The 23,230-nt window shown below is 27.3% G+C and carries 16 protein-coding genes; 5 read left to right on the forward strand and 11 right to left on the reverse strand.

From position 1 onward, the window contains the following. Nucleotides 1-188: 188 nt before the first annotated feature. Nucleotides 189-2,000 (reverse strand): N-acetylmuramoyl-L-alanine amidase family protein, encoded by a 1,812-nt coding sequence (locus NG904_RS11290; protein ID WP_252231689.1) that lies wholly within the window; start codon nt 1,998-2,000, stop codon nt 189-191. A 435-nt stretch (nt 2,001-2,435) separates the two neighbouring features. On the opposite strand from NG904_RS11290, the gene NG904_RS11295 reads away from it, so the two are divergent. Continuing rightward, nucleotides 2,436-3,326 (forward strand): 5'-nucleotidase, lipoprotein e(P4) family, encoded by an 891-nt coding sequence (locus tag NG904_RS11295; protein ID WP_252213082.1) that lies wholly within the window; start codon nt 2,436-2,438, stop codon nt 3,324-3,326. Nucleotides 3,327-4,078: 752 nt separating this feature from the next. Further along, the gene (locus tag NG904_RS11300; RefSeq protein WP_252231690.1) at nt 4,079-5,233 is read left to right on the forward strand and encodes a dicarboxylate/amino acid:cation symporter; all 1,155 of its coding nucleotides are present in this window, start codon (nt 4,079-4,081) and stop codon (nt 5,231-5,233) included. 79 nt (nt 5,234-5,312) lie between these two features. Here the strand turns inward: NG904_RS11300 and NG904_RS11305 are convergent, their stop codons facing one another. Both NG904_RS11305 and NG904_RS11310 read right to left on the reverse strand, forming a co-directional pair. After that, nucleotides 5,313-6,170 carry a YitT family protein gene (locus NG904_RS11305; RefSeq protein WP_252213080.1) on the reverse strand — a complete coding sequence of 286 codons (858 nt, stop codon included), beginning with the start codon at nt 6,168-6,170 and terminating at the stop codon, nt 5,313-5,315. Nucleotides 6,171-6,670: 500 nt separating this feature from the next. Next, nucleotides 6,671-7,624, reverse strand: coding sequence for an SUKH-3 domain-containing protein (locus NG904_RS11310; RefSeq protein ID WP_252226739.1), 954 nt, complete (start codon nt 7,622-7,624; stop codon nt 6,671-6,673). A gap of 655 nt (nt 7,625-8,279) precedes the next feature. Between NG904_RS11310 and NG904_RS11315 the strand changes: the two genes are divergently transcribed. Beyond that, the gene (locus NG904_RS11315) at nt 8,280-8,534 is read left to right on the forward strand and encodes a substrate-binding domain-containing protein (RefSeq protein WP_252231691.1); all 255 of its coding nucleotides are present in this window, start codon (nt 8,280-8,282) and stop codon (nt 8,532-8,534) included. After that, nucleotides 8,513-8,977 (forward strand): helix-turn-helix domain-containing protein, encoded by a 465-nt coding sequence (locus tag NG904_RS11320; RefSeq protein ID WP_252231692.1) that lies wholly within the window; start codon nt 8,513-8,515, stop codon nt 8,975-8,977. Before NG904_RS11315 ends, NG904_RS11320 begins: the two co-directional genes overlap by 22 nt. 118 nt (nt 8,978-9,095) lie before the next feature. Here NG904_RS11320 and NG904_RS11325 read toward each other — a convergent pair whose 3' ends face one another. Together NG904_RS11325 and NG904_RS11330 are read right to left on the reverse strand one after the other, a co-directional pair. Next, nucleotides 9,096-12,476, reverse strand: coding sequence for an N-acetylmuramoyl-L-alanine amidase family protein (locus NG904_RS11325; protein ID WP_252231693.1), 3,381 nt, complete (start codon nt 12,474-12,476; stop codon nt 9,096-9,098). A 162-nt stretch (nt 12,477-12,638) separates the two neighbouring features. Continuing rightward, nucleotides 12,639-13,340, reverse strand: coding sequence for an N-acetylmuramoyl-L-alanine amidase (locus NG904_RS11330; RefSeq protein ID WP_252231694.1), 702 nt, complete (start codon nt 13,338-13,340; stop codon nt 12,639-12,641). Nucleotides 13,341-13,455: 115 nt separating this feature from the next. Between NG904_RS11330 and NG904_RS11335 the strand changes: the two genes are divergently transcribed. Beyond that, the gene (locus NG904_RS11335; RefSeq protein ID WP_252231695.1) at nt 13,456-14,046 is read left to right on the forward strand and encodes a sigma-70 family RNA polymerase sigma factor; all 591 of its coding nucleotides are present in this window, start codon (nt 13,456-13,458) and stop codon (nt 14,044-14,046) included. Nucleotides 14,047-14,149: 103 nt separating this feature from the next. Here NG904_RS11335 and NG904_RS11340 read toward each other — a convergent pair whose 3' ends face one another. The 6 genes from NG904_RS11340 to NG904_RS11365 form a co-directional block, all read right to left on the reverse strand. Beyond that, nucleotides 14,150-14,857: a M48 family metallopeptidase gene (locus NG904_RS11340; protein WP_252231696.1), complete on the reverse strand. Its 708-nt coding sequence runs from the start codon at nt 14,855-14,857 to the stop codon at nt 14,150-14,152. Further along, nucleotides 14,858-17,950, reverse strand: coding sequence for a type I restriction endonuclease subunit R (locus NG904_RS11345; protein WP_252231697.1), 3,093 nt, complete (start codon nt 17,948-17,950; stop codon nt 14,858-14,860). Next, nucleotides 17,951-19,183, reverse strand: coding sequence for a restriction endonuclease subunit S (locus NG904_RS11350; RefSeq protein WP_252231698.1), 1,233 nt, complete (start codon nt 19,181-19,183; stop codon nt 17,951-17,953). Continuing rightward, nucleotides 19,177-21,609 (reverse strand): type I restriction-modification system subunit M, encoded by a 2,433-nt coding sequence (locus NG904_RS11355; RefSeq protein ID WP_252231699.1) that lies wholly within the window; start codon nt 21,607-21,609, stop codon nt 19,177-19,179. Before NG904_RS11355 ends, NG904_RS11350 begins: the two co-directional genes overlap by 7 nt. A 19-nt stretch (nt 21,610-21,628) precedes the next feature. After that, a complete protein-coding gene (locus NG904_RS11360; protein WP_286674344.1) occupies nt 21,629-21,793 on the reverse strand; it encodes a DNA-binding protein in 165 nt (54 codons plus the stop codon). 205 nt (nt 21,794-21,998) lie between these two features. Further along, nucleotides 21,999-22,856, reverse strand: a complete 858-nt coding sequence (locus NG904_RS11365; protein WP_252231701.1) for a hypothetical protein — start codon at nt 22,854-22,856, stop codon at nt 21,999-22,001. Nucleotides 22,857-23,230: the final 374 nt, after the last annotated feature.

Raw genomic sequence — 23,230 nt, forward strand, 5'->3', positions numbered from 1 at the left:
ATTCCTAAGTTCAATTACTCAGTCCAATTTACTTATGCATATATCAACACTTTGCTAAAACATAGCCTAAAATTTAAAAAGCTCAAAAGATAAAATTTATTTAAAATTCATTTTATCCTTTGGGCTTTTTATTTGTATTTATAAAATATAGTATTAATTTTCTTGTTAGTTTGTTCTTATTATTTAATTTATCTTATCCAAGCTCCATTAGAACCTAGTCTATATCCATTAACAGTTGTATTACTAACCATTGCGCCTGAATAATCTAGATAATACCATGTACCTCTATCATCTACCCATCCAGTTAACATTTTTCCGTCATCTCTTAAGTAATACCATGAACCCTTTATATTTTGCCATCCTGTTGCCATATCACCATTATAGTTTAAGTAATACCATGAACCATTTGGATTAATCCATCCTCTTTGCATCATTCCAGTATAGTCCATAAAGTACCATCTGCCATTAATGAAGTTCCATCCAATAACTTTGTTTCCACCTAAAACATATTGCCAATTTCCATTGTTAATCATGCTCCATCCTTCATTAAAAGATGTTGTAGTTAAAAGTTGTGTTTCACTTAAAACATAATCTGAACAATGAGTTATCGTAAATGTTACTCTATCATCTTTTACTTTAACATTTGATGATACTAATTCTAATGATTTGGTATCCTTATTATAATAATAGACATACATATTTTTTCCATCATATTTTGAACCTATTTTAGCTTCAATTTTTGCTTTACCAGGTAACTTACCATCATAATTAAAATATAAATTAACTACATTTGCGCCATTTAAAATTTTTTTGATTTCTGATTCATTAGGAGATGTTGTTTCAATAGTTGTATCTAATTTACTATCCATATCTGAAACATTCTTAATATCCTCTCCATCAAAAGTCCAAGTATAATCGTCGCCTTCAAGAACTAAAGTCTTGTCATCATTATCTTTTAAACATTTAAAAACATCTTTTTCTACCTTAGGATAATCCGAAACATCATAAGATACACTATCAGCTCGTGAATCCTCAATTTTATCACTTATTCTATCAGTATCAGCAGTGCTTCCAGATCCTTTACTTGATGAACTGTGATGAGATCTTGAAGATTTTTTTTCATCAATACTACTTGTTCTATCATCAACTTCTATTATTTCACCCTTTATATTAACCCTTGCTATTACTTTTATATACTTATCTTCATCTCTATTAGCCAATTTGTAATCCTTACTATGCTCACCAGATATACTATTAAAATCTTTATCTCTGTGTTTAGATCTATACCATTGATACTCTACACTAGTTACTGGAACAATTTTACCATTCTCATAAGCTGTTACATTAGCTTCTAAAGTCTTACCTACCTTTTCAGTACCTGAAATTGATACTTTTGCTTCTTTCACCACTTTCGGTATTTCTATTTGTCTTTGAACTACTACATTTAATGAAGTCTTAGCAACAGTTTGCCCTTTTTCATCAAGCCAATCATATTTATATGTGTTAATATTCTTCTCTTTAGGTGTCCAAACATCACCACTCTTAGTTGCTATTGGTATATATTTAATATATCTTCCATCCTTTATCTCATTTGAATCAGATGATAATACATATTCTTTATTCAAAGATAAATCTCTTATTTTTGAAGGTTTAACTTGAATACCTGCTGGAGTAGTAAATTTCAATCCAATATAAGCGGTATTAGCAGTCAAATCACTGCTTCCCTTTAATTCATCTAAAGTCTTAGTAAACTTATTAGGTAAAGTAATTGTCACAGCACCTGATGTTGTCGTATCTACATCTATTCCCATAGCCTTATAAGCATCTTTATTTTTAGTTGTTTCTATAGATTGATTAGCTTCCTTCTCTTCATTATTAATCTCACTAGCATAAGCTTTAACATTAATACCTGAAAAATTTGGTACAATTCCTCCTGCTTGCATTCCAGTTATAGCTGCAAGAACTATTGCCATAGTCTTTGCATGCATATTTCTTTTCATTATAATATCTCCCCTTGTCTTTTCTTACCCCTAATGTGTAATTTTTTTGTATATGTATAAATCAAAATAGTAAGTTTAATAATACTTAATAGTTTAATTCTACACACTTTATATATAATTATAACATTAATGGGAAATTTTTTCACATTGCCTATTAAAAGCATAGTATTCATTAAGCGACTATTTAATTTGGATGTTATGTTTTAAATAGGTGTTCATATATGCAATGAGCAAAACGGTATTACAACTTAACTATACTCATTTTAGTATTCCTAAGTTCAAATACTCAGTCAACTTTACTTATGTATATATAAACACTCTACCCCAAAATAGTCTTTATATAAAATAATTAAATGTTAAATAGAGGAAAAAAAACAAAAAAAATAGAATAGATATATTATATATGGAATTTATTGGAAATAAGGAGGCTTTTATATGTTAAAAAACAAAAAGAAATTCTTAATGTCTATGGTGCTAAGTTTTGTACTTATGTCTTCATCTGTACCAGCTTTAGCTGCTACAACCACCGAACAAGATAAAAATGCTAATCAACAAATTACTACAGAGTACTGTGATAATTTAAAAGATTTAAATGAACAATTAGTTATGGGGGTAGCTTGGATGCAATCATCAGCTGAATATAGAGCATTATGTTATCAGGCTTATAATACTGGTCAAATCATTGTAGATCAAGAATCTTCAAAATTTAAACAAGGAGATAAACCTCTAGCTATAATTACAGATTGCGATGAAGCTGTTATTGATAACAATGAATATGAAGCTGGATTAATAGGAGAAAATAGAGCTTTTAGTGATGAAACTTGGGGACAATGGGTAAATCATGCTGACGCTAAGGCTATGCCTGGTGCAAAAGAATTTTTAAATTATGCAAATAATAAAGGTGTCGAAATATTCTATGTAACAGGTAGAAAGGAAAAAACTGAACTTGATGGAACAATGAAAAATCTTCAAAAATTAGGATATCCCTGTGTAGATCAAAAGCATATGCGTTTAAAAACTGATAGTAGTAACAAACAACCTAGAATGGATGAAATAGTTAAAGATTATAATGTAATAATCTACATGGGAGATGATGCTGGAGATTTCCCTATTAATTCATATGGTAAGGATGTAAAAGATAGAAATCAATTAGTTGATGTAAATAAAAACAACTTCGGAGCTCACTTTATAATTTTACCAAATCCAGTATATGGACATTGGGAAAGTGCACTAGATAAGGATTATTTTAAGCTAAGTCCTGCTGAAAAAGATAAAGTAAGAAAATCATATTTAAAAACTTGGACACCTAGTGATACTAACAAATAAATATTTTAATTTGACCATAAAGTAAAGTTAACAATCCTTTACTTTATGGTTATTTTTAGTTTATTCTGTTAATTTTATGTACATTTTAATTAAATATGTCTAAACTATTACAATTTATAAATCATTTTCATTTTTGAATAATATTCTATTAATTTAAAGTACACATACTTATTAATTACAAATATGGATAATAGTATTGACGAATAAAATAAAATTGTTTATACTATATATCATAGTATAATGATACGAATTAAAAGCAATGATTAGAAAAGTAGATATTTATACTTTATACAGAGAGAGTCTTATTTGCTGGAAGAGACTTTAAAGTAACTTATCAATGAGTGCATCTATGAGCTATTTTCTCCAAAAGCTAGAGCTAAGTAGAGAAAATCGGTTAAACACCCGTTATAGTGTTAAGATATGTTTGTATCTATTTAAAACGAGTTGTATGTATTTTAATATACATATAAACAGAGTGGGACCGCGGAGTATATAACTTCTGCCTCTGTAATTAAGAGGTAGGAGTTTTTTTATTCTTTAGAAAATTATATTTTAAAAAAACTTTCAGATAACTGAAATATTAATGTAATTAAAGGTTAAGAAATTAATCCTAAAGATAAAAAATAATACTATGCTGCACCATTATTCCTACACTACGTTTTGAAAGGGTGTATGGCTAAAAAAAATCGACAGCTCCAAAGTCGCTTTGGCGATTTTTTTATATACATAATTATTAAAAGGGGGATTTTACAATGAAAAAACTTTTTAACAACTTTATTTTCAAATTAATTATAGCTGTAATAATAGGTATTTTAATAGGAACTTATTCTAGTAATAATTTTATTCAAATTATATCTACTATTAAGTACGTGCTTGGGCAAATAATATTCTTTTCAATACCATTAATTATAATAGGTTTTATTGCACCATCCATTGCAAAACTTAAAGGAAATGCTAGTAAATTACTAAGTTATGCAGTACTAATAGCATATTCATCATCTGTATTTGCAGCACTTTTTTCTATGTTTGCAGGATATAATATAATACCTAAATTATCAATAGTTTCTAATAATACTGTAACAAAAGAATTGCCAGACTTGCTTTTCAAACTTGATATACCACCAATCATGAGTGTTATGAGTGCATTAGTCCTAGCATTATTCTTAGGACTTGCAACAGCATGGACTAAATCTGATTTAGTTGAGAAATTATTGGAACAATTTCAAAATATAATATTAAGTATTGTTGAAAGAATTATAATTCCTATACTTCCTTTATTCATTGCCACAAATTTTGCATGTTTAGCTTATGAAGGTGGTATAAGCAAGCAATTACCTATTTTCTTTAAAGTTATAATTATAGTAATTATCGGACACTTTATTTGGCTTACTGTTCTATATTCAATTGCTGGAATAGTGTCAAAAGAGAACCCTTGGGAAGTTGTTAAAAATTATGGTCCAGCTTATCTTACTGCAGTTGGTACGATGTCAAGTGCTGCAACATTACCTGTTGCATTAAAATGTGCTAAAAAATCTAAAGTTTTAAGAAAAGATATCGCAGATTTTGCTATACCTTTATGTGCAAACATACATTTATGTGGATCAGTTTTAACAGAAGTATTCTTTATAATGACAGTTTCACAACTTTTATATGGAAAATTACCTAATCTTTCAACTATGATTTTATTTATAGTGTTACTTGGAATATTTGCAATTGGAGCGCCTGGTGTTCCTGGCGGAACTGTTATGGCTTCATTAGGCCTTATTACAGGTGTACTTGGATTTACTGAAGCTGGAACAGCTCTTATATTAACTATATTTGCGCTTCAAGATAGTTTTGGAACAGCTTGTAATGTAACTGGGGATGGCGCTATTGCGTTGATGCTTACAAGAGTAAAAGATAAGTAGTAATTCTAATAATGTTGTATAAAAGGGACAATAAAAATANNTATTTTTATTGTCCCTTTTAGAATATAAAATTCTAAGGCTAGTGTATAGCTTTCTTTTTATAGCTTTTTCCAGTTCCTTCAACACTTGAAATTGTAATTAATGCTTCTTCATCAAATCCATGTACAATTTTTTTTAATTTTGCTACCTCAAGCCTTGATAAAACTACATATATAACATCTGTCTTATTACCACTATAAGCACCTTTTCCATCTAAAAATGTAATTCCCCTTCCAAGTCTTGCTATTATCGCATCAGAAATTTCCTTATTTTTTTCAGATACAATAATTACTGCCTTTGACTCATTAAGTCCTTCAACAGTAATATCTATTGTTTTAAAAGCAATAAAATAAGCTATTAAAGAATACATTGCTCTATCCCATCCAAATATAAAACCAGAGCTTCCCAATATAAAAAAATTAAAGAACATAACTATTTCACCAATAGAAAATATACTTCTTTTTTCTATTATTATCGCAACAATTTCAGTCCCATCTAATGATCCACCATTTCTTATTATTAGCCCTACTCCTACTCCCATTATAATTCCGCCAAATATGGTTGCCAAAAGTATATCCTGTGTTATGCCAGGAACAGGATGAAGTAGTGTTACTCCAGTTGATAAACATATTACTGAAAATATAGTTGAAAGAGCAAATGTCTTTCCAATTTGCTTATAACCTACAATAACAAATGGCAAATTAAATACAAATATAAATATTCCTAGTTCAGCTTTTGTTAAATGACTTGCCATAATGGATATTCCTGTCATACCACCATCAATTATATTGTTAGGTATTAAAAATATCTCAAGACCTATCGATACTAAAATTGAACCTAATATCATAAAAAAAATTCTACTTATAATACTTAAAACATTATTATATTTATTTTTCATAATAGATACTCCTTATATTTATTGATATGTTCTATAAACTAGATTCTCATACCAAATAAAACATGATGTAATTTTACTTAAAAATGTCTTAAATCAAATTATTGGTTTTTATTTTTCTATCCTCTTATTATAAACTACATTACTTTAATTATAACATATTCCTTAAATGCCACATTATTTAGTTTTCAATGAACAACTTAGAATGTTGTAAGTTGCGTAAACTTATCAAAGACAAAAAAGATTTATGGCTTTAAGAACAATGATTTTATTCCTATTTTTTTAGAATTACATAAGAAAAAATATCACACTTTCAATTCTGAACTGCACCCTGTCAAGTAGACAGAGAAAATGATAAAAGAAAAGATAATTTAGAGGTGACCGTTGGGGTAGTATATTAATACATGATAGCACTGGTTAAAATACGTTAAATTTAGTGCTATAAATTTAACGTATTTTATCAAGTGCGACCTTTAAAGAACTATATTTGAAATTAAATTATATTACAGCATTATCATAACTGATTCTAACTTTTTTCGTGATAAATTATCCTCAATCATTTCTTCTAATGATGAATATATTAATGTCTTATATCCATTTCCAGTATAAAGTTTACCACTTCTGCCTATATAAATTTCTAAAGGATAATAGTATCCAACAGTGCCCACTAATAATATATTTTCATTAGCAACTTTTTTTACTTTTAATTCATCTTTTCTAAAAAAATGTGGATATATTTTAAACTCAAAATCTGCTGAATAATATGGATACTTTATTCCATCTTCAACATCTAAATACCATTTAGTAGCTAATCCATAGTATTTTTCATAGAATTCTCTTGCTGCCAGAAATAATTCAGTGCCATTTTTTTTATAAAATTTTTCTATCTTTGATATATCAACGTTTCTTCCTTCATATAATCCCGCCATACTAAGCATTATTTGTACCTTTTCATGTATATTACCATTCAGAAGTACTCTTTCATTAATTAGCATATTATTTTTATTTTCAAACCAAGATTTACATTTAAATTCATTCCAACAAAACTCTATTCCAGAGCATTTAAAACTTAATTGACTATCTATTAATTCTTCTCCATAGATCCCTAAGATTGTAATGATATTAATATCAAGATTATATACAATATCATACACTTTATATGTATTATGCTCATTAAGTTTAATATCTGGTGTAACAGTCTTTATACATATATTTTTAAATACATTATTTGAATCAAAATTCACTTTTGCATAATACAAATATAATACTGCCTCACCTGTATGCATACTTACATTATACGAATTATTTTTATTTTCTTTTCTTACATCAAATCCACTAGAAAAATAAATTGCGATATAATTTTTATTTATTGCAATTCTATCAATAGTGTTCATTTCCAATATTATCGTTTTATACTCATAAGAAGTATACTTCCAATTACTATTATTGTTATACATTAATTTTATCTCCTTAAACATCTAATCAAATAAATATTTTATCATTTACGGTGTGATTCATTATATCTTTAGGTTTATTCATAATATAGTTATTACTTTAAGTACTATCATAATGTTATCCTAGAATAAATATCTCTTATATACTTCTTCAAACAAACTAATTTTCTAGTTTACTTCTTAACTTCCCATTATAGACATTATTTATAACATAACTTTTATTTTATATTTTAGATCTTATTATATCATATATGTTAATTTTACCATTATTAAAACAATTTTACGTTTCCTCATAAAGAATTCCTATGTATAAATTCAAGGCTTGTACATGAGGATTTTCATATATAATATTTCCAAAAAAACTTATATAAGATAGTTTTTAACTTCTATAAACTCACTATCTAAAGTGCTGTTTTGCTCCCTAAAATATAAGTCCACTTATAAAAACATTATTTATAAAAAATAATTTCTATTATTAAACACAAGGCACTCTACGCTAACGATTAATTTTCTTACATATAATTCATCAATTTAACACTCTTTTATATAAAATTTCATAATATACAACAGAAAGACTTTAGGCTCAATAAAAAATGACTTAGTTTAAATAGTTAAGTCTTTTTTAGCCTAATCATTACTTTATAGGAGATGCAATTTAATGAAAAAAGGTTTAAAGCTTTTACTTTCTTTAACTGTAATTCTTACTTTGGCTACTTCTTTAATTGCTTGTAATTCTAAGAGTTCTTCTAAAACTACTAGTGAGGATGCAAAAGTTACTGTTCGTTTAAATGAAGTTACTCGTTCTGTTTTCTATGGACCTATGTATGTTGCAATTAGTGAGGGCTTCTTTGATAAAGAAGGAATTACCATTGATTTAGCAACTGGACATGCATGCGACACTCAAATGCAATAATTAAAGATGTATTTGTAGATATGAAACCAAATATGGTAAATGAGTTAAATAAATCATTACCTGAAAATACAATTGGGGAAAAAATTAGAAAAGTTAGAAAAATGAACGATTTAGAGTGCTCTGAATTCTGTAACATTATAAAGTGTATGAAAAAAACTTTATGGCTTTGGGAATCTGATAGGATTATACCCCATCCAAACTCTATAAAGAAAATATGTGATAACTTTAATGTTAAATTAGAATATTTTGATTATTACTATAAATGGTATTTTAGTGACTATGAAAAAGCTTTCTTAAAATGGAAAAATAAAAATAACTTTTCATATGAAGAATGTGCTTTAAAATTAAATACATATGCTAGTACTTTATCAAGTTTTGTACATAAAAAATATAAACCTTCTTATGAATTTTATATGAAATTGAAGAAAAATGAGATAATATAAAAAAGCCCAAAGTAGAAATTTAAAGTTTCTACTTTGGGCTAAAATTCTAATACTTTAATAAATTAAATAGCTTGTACTTAAAATATTTAAATAAAGTCATAGTTGAAATTTTATATATTTATTTAATACTATTATCTTCTAAAATTACACTTGTAGTACTTGTTTTACTTTCATCTTTACTTGTTGCATTAATATTATTTGTATTTTTTTTATTTATATCTGAATCAGGTTTAACTACTTCATTATCTTTAATTTCTGATACTTTATCCTCTGAATCTAATGCATTTTTTGTATCATTATCTTCTAAAATTAAATTTTCATTATTAATTGTAGATTCTTCTTCTATCAAATCTTTATTAGTAGTTGTTAATTCTGTATTTTCTATAGACTCACCAGATGAAACTAGTTTAGCACTTCTGTCTTTTTCATCTACATTTTCACCAAATACCACACTGCCATTAATTTTTTCATATATAGAATTAATAGTTCCATAACCTTCAATTTTAATCTTTTCATTTTCATTATCAATTGTTGAAGTTATCTTATCTATTGTAACTGGTTTGTTTAATTCTATTTCTGCTGAACTTGATGCTTTTATTTCATCTATTTTACAACTACTTACATCAAAATCTGAATTATCAAGAATTTCTATTAAATTTATTTTGCTATTAAGTAATCTAATTTTTGAATCTTTTAATATAACTAACGATTTTAAATTAACATGAGATAATGTTAATTTTGTTTCATCTTTTACTAATATTTTATCTATCTCATTTTCTAACGAATCACTTATCCTTACGTTTGAATCCTTTTTTAATATTTCAATATTATCTACTTCACAATTAATATCTACACTTTCAGTAGTATTTACATAAATGTTTTTTACTATACCACCATAAAACTCTACTCCACTTTTTAAATTTACATTCTCGATTTTACTCAATTTATTAATTTCAATTTCCGGTTTGCTTTCATTTGCATTTACTTCTAATTCATTAATGATGCATTCTTCTAACCTAAGATTATTTGCATTTTTTATGATTAATTTTTTAGTTTTAATATTCTTTAATTCTATTTTTTCAAATATATCTTTTATATTAAGTGTTATTGTTTCATATTCTGCATTTAATTGTAATTTTTTTAAATCTTTATTATTTGTTATAATTGGATTTTTATCAGTTACAATTTCTTCTGAATAATCTCCCCTTATAATATCTTCACCTAACATAACACTACCATTAACTTTTTCATATATAGAATTAATAGTTCCGTAACCTTTAATTATAACTTTATCATTTTCATTATCAATTAATATATTCATTATGTTTAATTTACTATCAGATAATTCAACGTTTGACTCTTTTAATATATTTAATGATTTTATATTGCAGTTGCTTGCATATAACTCTGCTTGTTCTTTAACTGATATATTGTCTGCTTCAAAGTTATTCATGTGAACTTTTGAATTAGCTTTTAATATTTCAATATTTTTTCCTATACCACTAATATTTATATTTTCTGATGTATTTATATAAATATTATTTATACTATTCGTTTTACTACCTTTAAAATATGCTCCACTTTTAAAATTAATATTTTCAACCTTACTTAACTTGTCCATATAAATTTCTGGTTTACATGTATTTGATTTTACTTCTATTTCTCCAATAATACATTCTTCCATTTCAATTTCATATATATTATTTATAATTAGTTTTTTAGCCTTAATATTTTCTAAATTTACTCTTCTATTTGTTGTATTAAGAGTTATTGTTTCATATTCCACATCAGGTTGTAATGCTTCCATATCTTCCTTATCTATTATAGTGAGATTTTTATCATTTCCAACGTTTTCTGAAGAATCTCCTTTTATAATATTTGTACCTAATAATATGGTACCATCAATCTTTTCTTCAACATTTTTTACAGTTCCATAACCTTTAATCTTAATTTTTTCATTTTCATTATCAATTGTTGATACTATTTTTTCTATAAAAACTGGTTTTCTTAATTTTATTTCTGCTGAACTTGATGCTTTTATTTCATCTAATTGACAAGTACTTAAATCAATATATGAATTATCAAGAATTTCTATTAAATTTATTTTACTAGTAAATAAGCTAACGTCTGAACCTTTTAATACAACTAATGATTTTAAATTAATATTAGATATTCTTAGGTCTGCTTCTTCTTTTACTAGTATTTTATCTATCTCATCTTCTTTTGAACCTCTTACACTTACATCTGAATCCTTTTTTAATATTTCAATATTATCTGCTCCACAATCAATATCTATATCTTCAGTAGTATTTACATAAATACTTTTTACTCTACTTCCTTCAATTGATCCACCACTTTTAAAATTAATATTTTCAACCTTACTTAACTCATCTATTTTCATTTTAGGTTCACTTTCATTTGACTTTACTTCTATTTCACCAATAACACATTCTTTCATTTTAAAATCATTTGCATTCTTTATAATTAACTTCTTAGTTTTAATATTCTTTAATTCTACTTCTTCAAATACATCTTTTATATTAAGTATTATTGTTTCATATTGAGCATTGGATTGTAATTTTTCTAGATCTTTACTACTTGTTATAATTGGATTAGGATTTTCTGGTTTAACAAGATTTTCTTCTTGATTATTTGAGTCACCTTCTGTTGGTTTATTATCTGGTTTATTTGATTCACCTCCACTAGCTCCCCCTGAACTACTATTATTATGTGAATGTTTAGAAGAATTACTTGATGACGAACTAATCTCAGCATCTGATTTATCTACATTATTATTTACAATATTTGTTTCATCATTAATTAATTTAGGTATTAACTCACTATTATTATTTTCATTTATAATTAATGGATTACTTGGACTACATTCAATACCAAGACCTGCAAATGCTTTATTAGTATGTGGAATATCATTCCCTATTGCTTGCCCACTTTCTGCGAATACATAAGTTTTATCCCCCAGTTTAACTTTACCAGTTAACATTTCACCATCTTTACTTAATGCATATGTTTTTCCATCTATTTCAACAATTCCTGTTTGCATAGATCCACTTGAATCAGAATAATACCATTTATTATTATTACTTATCCAGCCAGTTTTCATTGCTCCGTCTGAATTTGTGAAGTACCATCTATCACCATCTTTAACCCATCCTGTTTGCATAGCTCCACTAGGACTTGTAAAATACCATGTTTGTCCATCTTTTATCCAACCATTCTTCATTGCTCCACTTTCACTAGCAAAGTACCATTTATCATTGTCTTTAATCCAACCTGTTTTCATATCTCCATTATTGTCAAAAAAGTACCATGTCCCTTCAACACTTTTCCAACCTCTAACTTTATAATTTCCCTCAGTATAATTCCAAGTTCCATTACTATTTTTATTCCAATCTGCATATGCCTTCATTGGAAATACAGTAATTATTGATGTTGCAATAATTACTGCTGCTAATAATTTCTTTAAAGCTACTTTTTTCATTATTCTTTACCCCTTTTGATTTTTTAATAGTCAACGTAAATTAACAATTATAGTTTATGACTTAATATTTCATTTATAAACAATTATTATTATACATAAAATAATTGTTTTGGTAAAATAATCCTATAAAAAAACACCTACAAAAAAGTAAGTGTTTAAAATCTACCTTATTCTAATATCCTGTCCAACAAAAATCATATTCTTATCTTTAATACCATTAAGGTCCACTAATCTATCTACTGTAGTGTTAAATTTACTAGCAATTTTGCATAACGTATCACCATTTACTACATTATAATAAACTTCATTTTCATTAAATCCCTCTTCTTCATTATTATAAATATCAAATACATTACATATTCCTTTAAATATAGCATTAGCAATACTTTCTGGATTATATCCATTCATATCATTTGCACTATCACAAAAAGCACATTCAATAAGTAATGCTGGCATAACAGTTTGATTAATTACAAATAAATCTCTTCTATCCTTAACCCCTCTATTATAAAACCCAATATTAGAAAGCTCATTTAATACAGCATTTCCAACCTTCTCAGCTATTCCACCAGTAAGACAAAGAGCTTCCGAGCCTCTTCCACCACCACTATTATGATGTATTGATATAAAGAAATCTGCCTTTCCTTTATTAGCTGCAACTGTTCTTTGGTTTAATGAATCATGTAAACTCACTGCATTATAAGGAGTACAGTTTATTACATTAATATTAGTAGATTTAAACTTATTAATTAATGCTTCTCCAACTAACTTATTAAGTTCATTTTCACTTCTAATTCCAACAGCTCCACCATCAAAATTAACATTATGTCCAATATCAATTGCTAAAGTATTTATATTTTCCATTTTTATACACCTCCATATGGTATATATGCTTTATAACCATATATACTATATATAGTGTTTATTTTATTAAGTAAATTCTATATATAGTATTTTGAAATATATTCAGGAGGTATATATGGACTTAAAATATGTTGAAATGTTAGCTAAAAAATCTAAAGATGGAGATAACTTATCTAAAGAAAAACTAATTGAAGAATTTAGACCTTTCATCAGAAATCTTTCAAGAAAAACCTTCATACATGGATATGATAAAAATGATATAGAAAATGAGTGTTATAAGAATTTATTCAAATGCTTAAATTCTTATAATTTAGAAAAACATAGATTTGTAGCTTATGCAACCAATGGGATAAAAAATAATCTTAATGACCTAATAAAAAAATCTAAAAATAGAGATAACTCAGAAGGATCATCAGCTCTTACACTAACAGATAATCTTGAACATACATTATCAAATAATGAAAACTTAGAAGAGATGCTTTGTAATCAATGTGATTTAAAAATGCTAAAAGTAGCTATTGAAAATTTAACAGAAGAGGAACAAGAACTTATAGATTTTATTTTCTTTAAAAATAATACAGTTAAACTTTACTCTAATTTAAAAGATATGTGCTACTCTACTGCAGCTAAAAGAAAGATTGTTGCTTTAAAAAAAATTCGTGAGATTATTTATACAATTAACAATCCAATTCAAGGTATTAATTAACCCCCCAAGGTAAAATTTCTTACCTTAGGGGGCTTCTATTATATATTTATCTTATTTAATAATTCTCTTAAACTCATTAACAGTTAATATATCTTGTTTAAACTTAATTCTCAATATAATCTAATATCAAAGCATTTAATTCTTTTTTAGTTACTCTCCAATTAGGTAAAAATTTATCCATATAACTTATAAAAACTTTATTATGATTTTTTTCTAATAAATGAACTAATTCATGAACAACAACATATTCAAGGCATTCTGGGTACTTTTTAGCAAGTTGAAGATTAAGCCATATGCGCTTACCCTTAACATTACAAGTACCCCAACGTGTTTTCATGTTCTTAATGCCCCAATTATCTACCTTAACACCTATAATCTTCTGCCATTTTTCTAAAAGTTTAGGTATTTCTTTTTTTATATTTTCACGATACCATGCATTAAGTACCTTTGCACGTTGCTCTGTTGTACTTGCTTGACGTACTTGAAATATCAATTTATCACCACTAATTTTTATATCATTACAAACATTAGAATATACTACATCAAGACGGTATCTCTTTCCCCAAAGATAAACACTTTCCCCAGAAACATATCTACGCTCACACTGTCTAGGCTGACTTATATATTTTTCTTGCTGCTTTTTTATCCAACCAATCTTTGTAATAATAAATACTTTAATAGCTTCATCATTCATACTATTAGGAGCTGAAACTCTTACTCGTCCTTGTGGAGGCAGTACTGATAAATGTAAATTTTTTATATTCTTCTTTTGTATCTCAATTTCTATATTGTTAATCGTTAAGTTTTTCAATTAATATTCTCCTTGCTTCTCAGCTATTTTAAAGATTTCCTCTATTTTATCTTTATCATCCCCAATACAAGAATAAATTAATCCTTCTATCTTCCTTGATTTAATTGGATCACATCTCCAACCATCTTGCCTTTCTAATAAAATTTTTTCATGCAATTTTTTTACCATTTCTTCATCTTTATCTAAATTATCATATAAAGCCATTAATGCCTTTGATTTTCTTATATCCTCAGGATAATTCGTATCTTTTTCTTGTTTTTGAACCTTTCTAGTAAGCTCAACCACTTTTTTAAGATACTCTTCATAACTAATTGCTGCTCTTCTTCTTTCATCTATTAATTCATTTAATAGCATGGACATTTTTTCAAAGTATTTAGGATTGGTTTCTGTTTTTTCAATTATCTTTCTTCTTACATTGTTCTCAATTGTTTCTGCTGATGATTCCTTATTTCCTTTTATCCCATCAGGTAATTCATCAACAAAATCAACTCCACGTTCAACAATTACCTCTATTAAAGACATATCATCTAACGAAGATAATTTTCTACTTTCCTCAGCATTTATATAAGTATCTATTAAATGTCTCATATCTGGTTCATACTTCTTAAGATCAATATAATCACCACTAGCAATTTTTATTTCATCACGAAGTTTTTTATATTCCTCAACTTCTTTTTTAATAGATTCAGCTTGTAATTCATTGTATCCTGCTTTTATAATTTCTGGTGCAATTTCTGCATATGCACGTATTAATGAAGCTGTAAGCTTGTATAATGCTACTCTCTTTGGTTCATTTTCTTTTAATTCATCTATATCATCTGTATTAAGTCCACAAAAATATCTTTGACATTCAAGAGTTCCTTTTTGGGGTGCTATAGGTTCACAAAGAGCTCTTAAGCTTTCAAGTATCTCTTCCAAATCATCTTTAGCCTCATTAAGTCTATCCTTAAGTAGTCCTTTTACATCTTCCTTATCATAAGCATCAAAGGCTTCTGAAGTATAATCCTCAACAGCTTTTTCAAGCCTTTTAAATAAATCCATATAATCTACAATATAACCATATTTTTTATCTTCTTCATCAAGTCTATTAACACGACATATAGCTTGGAATAATCCATGATCCTTCATATTCTTATCAATATAAAGATAAGTAGCTGATGGTGCATCAAATCCTGTTAAAAGCTTATCTACAACAATTAATAATTTCATTTGTGCAGGTTCATCTATAAATTTATCTTTTACATCCTTCTCAAATTTTGCTTGATCCATGCCTCTAAGCATCTTTTGATATATATCATATTTATATTGTTTCTCTGTTTCACTGTCAATATCAACAGATTCACCTTTAATATCTGCTATATTGGGAGAATAAGAAGTTATAATAGCACATTTTTTAAGTCCCATATTTTGAAATAACTCATAATACCTACATGCCTCATAAACATTTTTTGCAACAAGCATTGCATTACCTCTACCATTTTGTAATCTATCTTTTGTTGAAATATCAAAATATATATCACTTACAATTTTATTTAAACGTGATTTTGAACTAAAAACTTTTTGCATAGTTCCCCATTTTTGTTTTAATTGTGCTTTAGCAACATCTGTTAATCCTTTTGTTTTAACCTCAAACCATTCATCTATCTTTTCTTGAGATACAATATTTTGATCAACATCTCTTGCCTCATAACGTAAATCCAAAACTACTTTATCCTCAACAGCTTCATCAAACTTATAAGTATGAATATATGTTCCAAATATCTCTATACTAGATTGCTTATCCTTTTGAATAAGAGGTGTCCCAGTAAATCCAATAAATACTGCATTAGGTAAAATAGCTTTCATTGCGGTATGAAGTTTTCCTGATTGTGTTCTATGACACTCATCAACAAAGACATATAAATCTCCCTTTGGTCTAAACCCTTTTGGTAAACTTTGTTTTAACTCTTCTATATACTTCTCATAATCCTTATCTGAAATTTCTCCGCTAGACTTTTTAAACTTATGAATAAGTGAGCAAATCATAACTGGTGTAGCTTCATTTAATTTATTTATTAAGTCTTGACCACTTTTAGTTCTATATATGTTTTCATCTACACCTTTATAGACTTTCTCTATTTGTTCATCTAATTCAGTTCTATCAGTAATAACGAGAATACGAGAATCTTTCTTATTTTCCTTAATCCACTTAGTAAGCCATACCATAGTAAGACTCTTACCAGAACCTTGAGTATGCCAAACAATCCCACCTTCACGTTTATTTATGCGAAGTTGTGCTGCTTTAACACCAAAATATTGATTTGGACGACATGCTTTTTTAGTTCCCCTATCAAATACTATAAAGTCATGAAGTAATTCAATAAATCTATTTTTTTCACAAAGACTAATAATATTTTTATCTAATCTATAATCAACTGTATCGCAAAGAGAACATATAATTTTTGAGCGTTCATCTAATGCATTTTCATCCTCTTTCCAAGAAAGATAATATTTTTCTTTAGTTTCTATAACACCATAAGCAATTCCTTCACTATCATTTCCAGCCATTATAAGTCCCATTGTAGCAAAAAACTGCTTAATAAAACTTTCCTTTTGATTATCAATATTTTGACGGATACCTTCACTTACTGAAACAATACTTCTCTTAAGTTCTATAACTCCAACAGCAATACCATTTACATATAGTATAATATCAGGACGTTTTACATGACTTCCCTTTACCGTTACTTCCTCAGCAATATAAAAATCATTATTTTCAGTCTCATCCCAATCAATTAACATAACGGTTTTAGGTGATTCACCAGGATTTTCACGTACCTTTACACCATAACGAAGTTTTGAATAAACGGCTTTGTTAAGATCATATAACGGAAGTTGTTGATTTCCTGCAATACTAACAACTTCATCAACTGCCTTATTAATAAGAGAAGAAGAATACCCTGCTTTATCAAGGTATTTCTTAAGATATTCCACTTCAATATTGCTATTTTCTCTATCACACTCCCAATTTCCTAAATAAGTATAATCTAACTTATCTTTAAAAAGTTTAATCACCCTATTTTGTGTTATTATTTCTCTTTCCCCTACATTCATTTAAATCAATCTCCTTTTCCCCGTAAGAAGTTCTTGCATCATACCTTGCTTTATTTCTTTATATTTGTTTAATTTTTTGTTTAGTTTTTCTATTTCAGTGTCCATGTCTGATAATATTTTAGCTATGGCTGTCTGTTCTTCAATAGTTGAAGGTATCCTTATTTTTAAGCTTGTAATATCTGTCTTTTTTAAATTAGTCTGCTTTACTCCGTCATCAAAAGCCAACAGACAAGGATGCCTATTAATTAAATAATAAATAAATTTTGAATTTACATTCTCTAATCTTAAAATACAAATTCGTTGATTAACTGTATATTTATCATTTTCATTCACAAAAAAACATTTTGCTATTGCTCTTCCGTTGGGAACATCACTCATAACCATTAAAATATCATCTTGCTTTGTTAAACAAAAGCATTCATTAGAAAATTTTCTTATATCTCCATTTGTAGAAATAAACTTAGAATTTACTACCGTATATTTTCCATTTTCTGAAATTGAATTTTCATGTGCTTTACCATTTATAAAACTACAAATATTATCTATTTCTTTCTCTTCCCATTCCCCACAAAATCCATCAAGCCTTTTTTTACCTGTAAGTAGTTCCTGCATTGCACCTTGTTTAATATTTTTCTTTTTATCAATTAGCTTTTCAAGTGAATATATAAGGCTGTCAATGTCTGAGAGAGCATTGGCTATGGCTATTTGTTCTGGTATTGGTGGTATTATAATGTTGATTTTTGACAACTGTGTACCATTTGTTAGCGCTCTTGTTGTATAAGTGCAGCTTGACACTATTTCATCTCTAACAGCTTTTGTATCAAAACAATATTTTTTATAAAATAGGTCTAATTTATTATTTAGTGGTCTACCTCTTAATATAAAACCACTAAATACCGTGTCCTTAACATCTTCAACGACTACAGTGCTAATGCCAACTTCCTCTGGTGTTTCAGATGTACGAGTAAAAAAAACGTCTCCTTTTCGTACCTCAAATAATTTAATTTCTTTTGCTGTTAAAAACACTTTACCAAGAATGTCTTTAACTTTTAATTCAGTATTTAAATATACATCATTATAATTTACAATAGGAATTCCATATCCAAAATACTCCTTTGCTTTATTCAAGCCATTTTTAAACTTTAAAAGTTCTCCAAGAGCCATAACTTCCCAATCTTTAGGAATAACTCCAACATCAGTTTTCTTATATCCTTCTGGTATATTTTCTACCATGCGAATCCCATCCTCTCCAAATGAGATTTTACCTTAGCTTCATATTCTTCTACTTCATCATTACATTCTAACAATGTAGTTTCATATCTCTCTGCAAGGACTGTTATACCATTTGCTAGATTATGAGATACTGAGGAATATATAGCTTTAATACCTTCAAAAATATCTGTATTCCACTTTAAGTCAACTATAAAGTGTTTTATTTCTTCAATTGAAAGTTCTTGATACTTAGCTTTAATCTTTTTATCAAGTATTTCATTAGACTCTTTGATTTTCTTATTATAAAAAGATTCTTCACTTATTAATTTTGAATATCTTTGAAGCATTTCAAGTTCATCTTCAGCAGTTTTGTCTTTTTTAAGAGCTTTAATTCTTTCCTTTAAATCTGCACTTTTAATTTTTCCATCATTAACAACTTTAGATAGTAATCCATCTTCACCACTATTTTCTTCAATAAGCTCTTCATATGTTCTTGTTATTTCATCTCTTTCAGCTTCAAGTTTTTCTATAGCAGTTTGCTCTGTTTTAAAGTATTCACTTACAATAAGTGATTTAGGTATATGACTTCCTTCAAATCCTTTTTCTTTTGGCTTACCTTTTTTAGGATTAGTGTATTCTATATCAATTTCTCTTCCTGAAATCCATCCATCATAACAAATTGCATAAACATCATCTTGCATTGTATTTTCCCAATAGGTAAGAAGATGTTGATATATATCATAGTTATCTATTAAAGATACTTTTGAAAAAACTTTCAATATATCTTCACCAATATGATGTATTAATTCTTTTGGTTTATCTCCTTCTTTAAGGTTAGTTAATTTTTCTTCATTTAACTCTCTCCACTTATCAAAGGCAGAATATACTGATTTGGCATGATTTATAAATTCTTTATGTTCAAATATAGTATTTCTTATATCATCTTTAGCTATATTAAGTTTTAAAAACCCTGATCTATCATATTCTGAAAATAATACAGCTCTAAGTGATGGATAAACTGACCAATATTTTTCAAATCTATCAACATCTGATTCTGGAATACCGCCTTTTAAATGTGCTTCAATATTTTGAAGATCTTCAGCCTCGCTACTATCTATGTAACGTGGTATATTTAAATTACAATCATTATCATTCTTTATTTCATCATAAGATACTAATCTTGAATATTTAGGTATTTCTAATTGTTTAGTAAATACGTCAACTATTTTGTGAATATCTTGTTCTCTTAGTCTATTTTTATTGCCATCTTTAACAAATCCCTTACTTGCATCTATCATAAATATGCCTTTTCTTGAATCAGCACTCTCTTTATCAAGAACTATAATGCACGCTGGTATACCTGTTCCATAAAAAAGGTTGGCAGGTAATCCTATTATCGCCTTTATATATCCACGTTTAATAATATTTTTTCTTATAATTGCTTCTGCATTACCTCTAAATAAAACACCATGTGGTAAGATTATAGCACCCTTACCAGTGCTTTTCATTGATTTAATTAAATGTAATAACCAAGCGTAATCTCCATTTTTCTCTGGTGGTTGACCATAATCTTTAAATCTATCATATAAATCATTACTTGGATCAAACCCCTGTCCCCATGCACTTAATGAAAAAGGTGGATTTGCTACAACATAATCAAAGCGCTTAAGTACATTACTATCTTGATCACCATCTTTATAAAATGGATGTGCAAGTGTATTTTCTCTTGTTATTTTTCCTGACGCTTTGTTATGAAGAACTAAGTTCATTTTTGCAAGACCTGCTGTTGGCACATCTTTTTCTTGACCATAAATTGTTATATTTACTGATGTTTCATCTGCTGCACGAATAAGCAAAGAACCCGAACCACAAGCTGGATCATATAGAGTTTGCGATGAACTAGTTGCATTAGCTATTCCTATAACTTTAGCCATTATTCTTGAAACTTCACCAGGAGTATAAAATTGCCCCTTACTCTTTCCAGACTCTGTTGCAAAGTTTTGCATTAAGTATTCATAAGCATCACCTAAGATATCATCTCCACCAGCTCTATTCTTTTTAAAGTCTAATTTAGGATTCTGAAATATACCAATAAGCTCTGTAAGCTTATCTACCATTTCCTTGCCTTTACCTATTTTTTCCTCATCATTAAATTGTGCAACATCAATTACACCTTTAAGATTATTAGCTTCAGCTAATTTTGATATTATTACATCCATTTTTTCTCCAATATTAGGATCATTTTTAATATCAACCATATCATCAAAACTACCACCATCTGGTACTATGATTTCTGCAAATCTATCTCCTTTATATTTGTCAGTTACATACTTAACAAATAGTAATGTTAAAATATAATCTTTATACAGTGAGGCATCCATTCCACCTCTAAGTTTATTACAACTTTCCCATAATGAACTGTATAATTCGCTCTTCTTTATTGCCATAGTATATTCTCCTTATATATTAATTATTGTTTACTACTCTTTTATCTAAAGGTTTTTCTGCTTCTTTAGGTATAACCCACATGATTCCAACCTTTTTGGCGCCATTAACTCTATTCTCAGAACAAAGAACTTGAACTCGTCTCTTTGATATTCCCCACTTTATAGCAGCTTCACTAGCTGACATATAATCCACAGTAAAACTCCTTTCTTTTACATAATTATTATATATTAATATTATTCCTTAATGCGAACAAAATCAATAACTAAGAATGAAAGTATTCAAGTAAATTCATTCCTAGTTAATTACTACTTATACCTTAATGCTAAATATAAATCTTATAATAATTTAATTATATACATTGAAGCTAATTAAATTTAATAAGTGTTAATTACATTAAAAATCCATATTCTTCACTTTTTAAAATTTTAATTTTATTTTTGAAAGCTTCTGTTTTAAATTCTACATTCCTCAAAGGATATACTCTGTATTTTTCCAATTGCTTTTTCAAATCATTTAAATATTCATTACATTTTTCTTTTGTTTTACTATAAGGAACGATCTCAACCTCTAAAGTATTATCTCCATGATAATGAATATTGTATCCTTTATTAGTTATTACACCCTTCAAAAGATTTTTAAATGATATTTTTTCTTCTGATTCGTTCATACATATAGAATTGTAATCTAAATTCTTTACAAATAATATTACTCCTTCACTATCTTCAGCTTTTTTTAATTCATTAATATACGCTATACATTCTTGTGGTATTTTATCTAATCCTTGGTTATTTCTTATATCTTCATATAGATTTAATATAGCACAATTTAATTCTCCTACCTTATTACACTTTTCTGCATAATTTTGTGCATTACCTATATTAGTTGTCAAACACATATATTTATACGTATAATCTATTCTATCTCTATCATCTATATTTTTTATTGCTAATTGAGTTACTGGATTTATATTATACTCAAATTTATTTGATATTTCATTTAAACACTTTAATATATTTAAAGCATATTGATAATCCATTTTACTTTCTTTGCTAAATTCTATAATTCCATTTTTCGAAAATTTATCTAACATATATCGACTTGTACCATGAAATAACGTAAATTTAAATTCACCTTCATCTGGTATTTTAATAAGCATTTTTGAATCATTAAATTCCAATAACATGTACTCATCTGATTTTATCATATCGTTATATAAAGTTTCTATTTGTCTTAAATCACTAATCATAAATATCCTCCTCACTAATCCTTAACCAAATTCTATTTATATTTTAGCACTAATATCTTATAATCTTAGTAATGCTTACCTATACAAAATATTAATCTAACTATTTAAATATTCTATTTATATGAAATAATATTATAACTAAACAATATATAAACCTCTATACCTAATACTATGAATACAGTATTCCAATAAACTACACATAATAGTTAGTATAAAAATTATTTTTAATTAATCATCTTATTATAAAACTCCGCAAAAGAAAATCCACCCCACCCCATTCTAACCGCACCATTCCCTTGCGATTTACCTTTGCTCCGCCACAGTCCACCTATTCAGTGGACAGAAAGGAATACTTAGACAATCTTTAATAAAGG

Source organism: Clostridium sp. ZBS15 (assembly GCF_023845705.1).
GTDB classification, from domain to species: domain Bacteria; phylum Bacillota; class Clostridia; order Clostridiales; family Clostridiaceae; genus Clostridium; species Clostridium aquiflavi.

Excerpts from the sequence above, each read along its gene's own strand:
- NG904_RS11290 (WP_252231689.1), bottom strand. The coding sequence starts at position 2,000 with ATGAAAAGAAATATGCATGCAAAGACTATGGCAATAGTTCTTGCAGCT.
- NG904_RS11295 (WP_252213082.1), top strand. The coding sequence starts at position 2,436 with ATGTTAAAAAACAAAAAGAAATTCTTAATGTCTATGGTGCTAAGTTTT.
- NG904_RS11300 (WP_252231690.1), top strand. The coding sequence starts at position 4,079 with ATGAAAAAACTTTTTAACAACTTTATTTTCAAATTAATTATAGCTGTA.
- NG904_RS11305 (WP_252213080.1), bottom strand. The coding sequence starts at position 6,170 with ATGAAAAATAAATATAATAATGTTTTAAGTATTATAAGTAGAATTTTT.
- NG904_RS11310 (WP_252226739.1), bottom strand. The coding sequence starts at position 7,624 with ATGTATAACAATAATAGTAATTGGAAGTATACTTCTTATGAGTATAAA.
- NG904_RS11315 (WP_252231691.1), top strand. The coding sequence starts at position 8,280 with ATGAAAAAAGGTTTAAAGCTTTTACTTTCTTTAACTGTAATTCTTACT.
- NG904_RS11320 (WP_252231692.1), top strand. The coding sequence starts at position 8,513 with ATGCGACACTCAAATGCAATAATTAAAGATGTATTTGTAGATATGAAA.
- NG904_RS11325 (WP_252231693.1), bottom strand. The coding sequence starts at position 12,476 with ATGAAAAAAGTAGCTTTAAAGAAATTATTAGCAGCAGTAATTATTGCA.
- NG904_RS11330 (WP_252231694.1), bottom strand. The coding sequence starts at position 13,340 with ATGGAAAATATAAATACTTTAGCAATTGATATTGGACATAATGTTAAT.
- NG904_RS11335 (WP_252231695.1), top strand. The coding sequence starts at position 13,456 with ATGGACTTAAAATATGTTGAAATGTTAGCTAAAAAATCTAAAGATGGA.
- NG904_RS11345 (WP_252231697.1), bottom strand. The coding sequence starts at position 17,950 with ATGAATGTAGGGGAAAGAGAAATAATAACACAAAATAGGGTGATTAAA.
- NG904_RS11350 (WP_252231698.1), bottom strand. The coding sequence starts at position 19,183 with ATGGTAGAAAATATACCAGAAGGATATAAGAAAACTGATGTTGGAGTT.
- NG904_RS11355 (WP_252231699.1), bottom strand. The coding sequence starts at position 21,609 with ATGGCAATAAAGAAGAGCGAATTATACAGTTCATTATGGGAAAGTTGT.
- NG904_RS11360 (WP_286674344.1), bottom strand. The coding sequence starts at position 21,793 with ATGTCAGCTAGTGAAGCTGCTATAAAGTGGGGAATATCAAAGAGACGA.
- NG904_RS11365 (WP_252231701.1), bottom strand. The coding sequence starts at position 22,856 with ATGATTAGTGATTTAAGACAAATAGAAACTTTATATAACGATATGATA.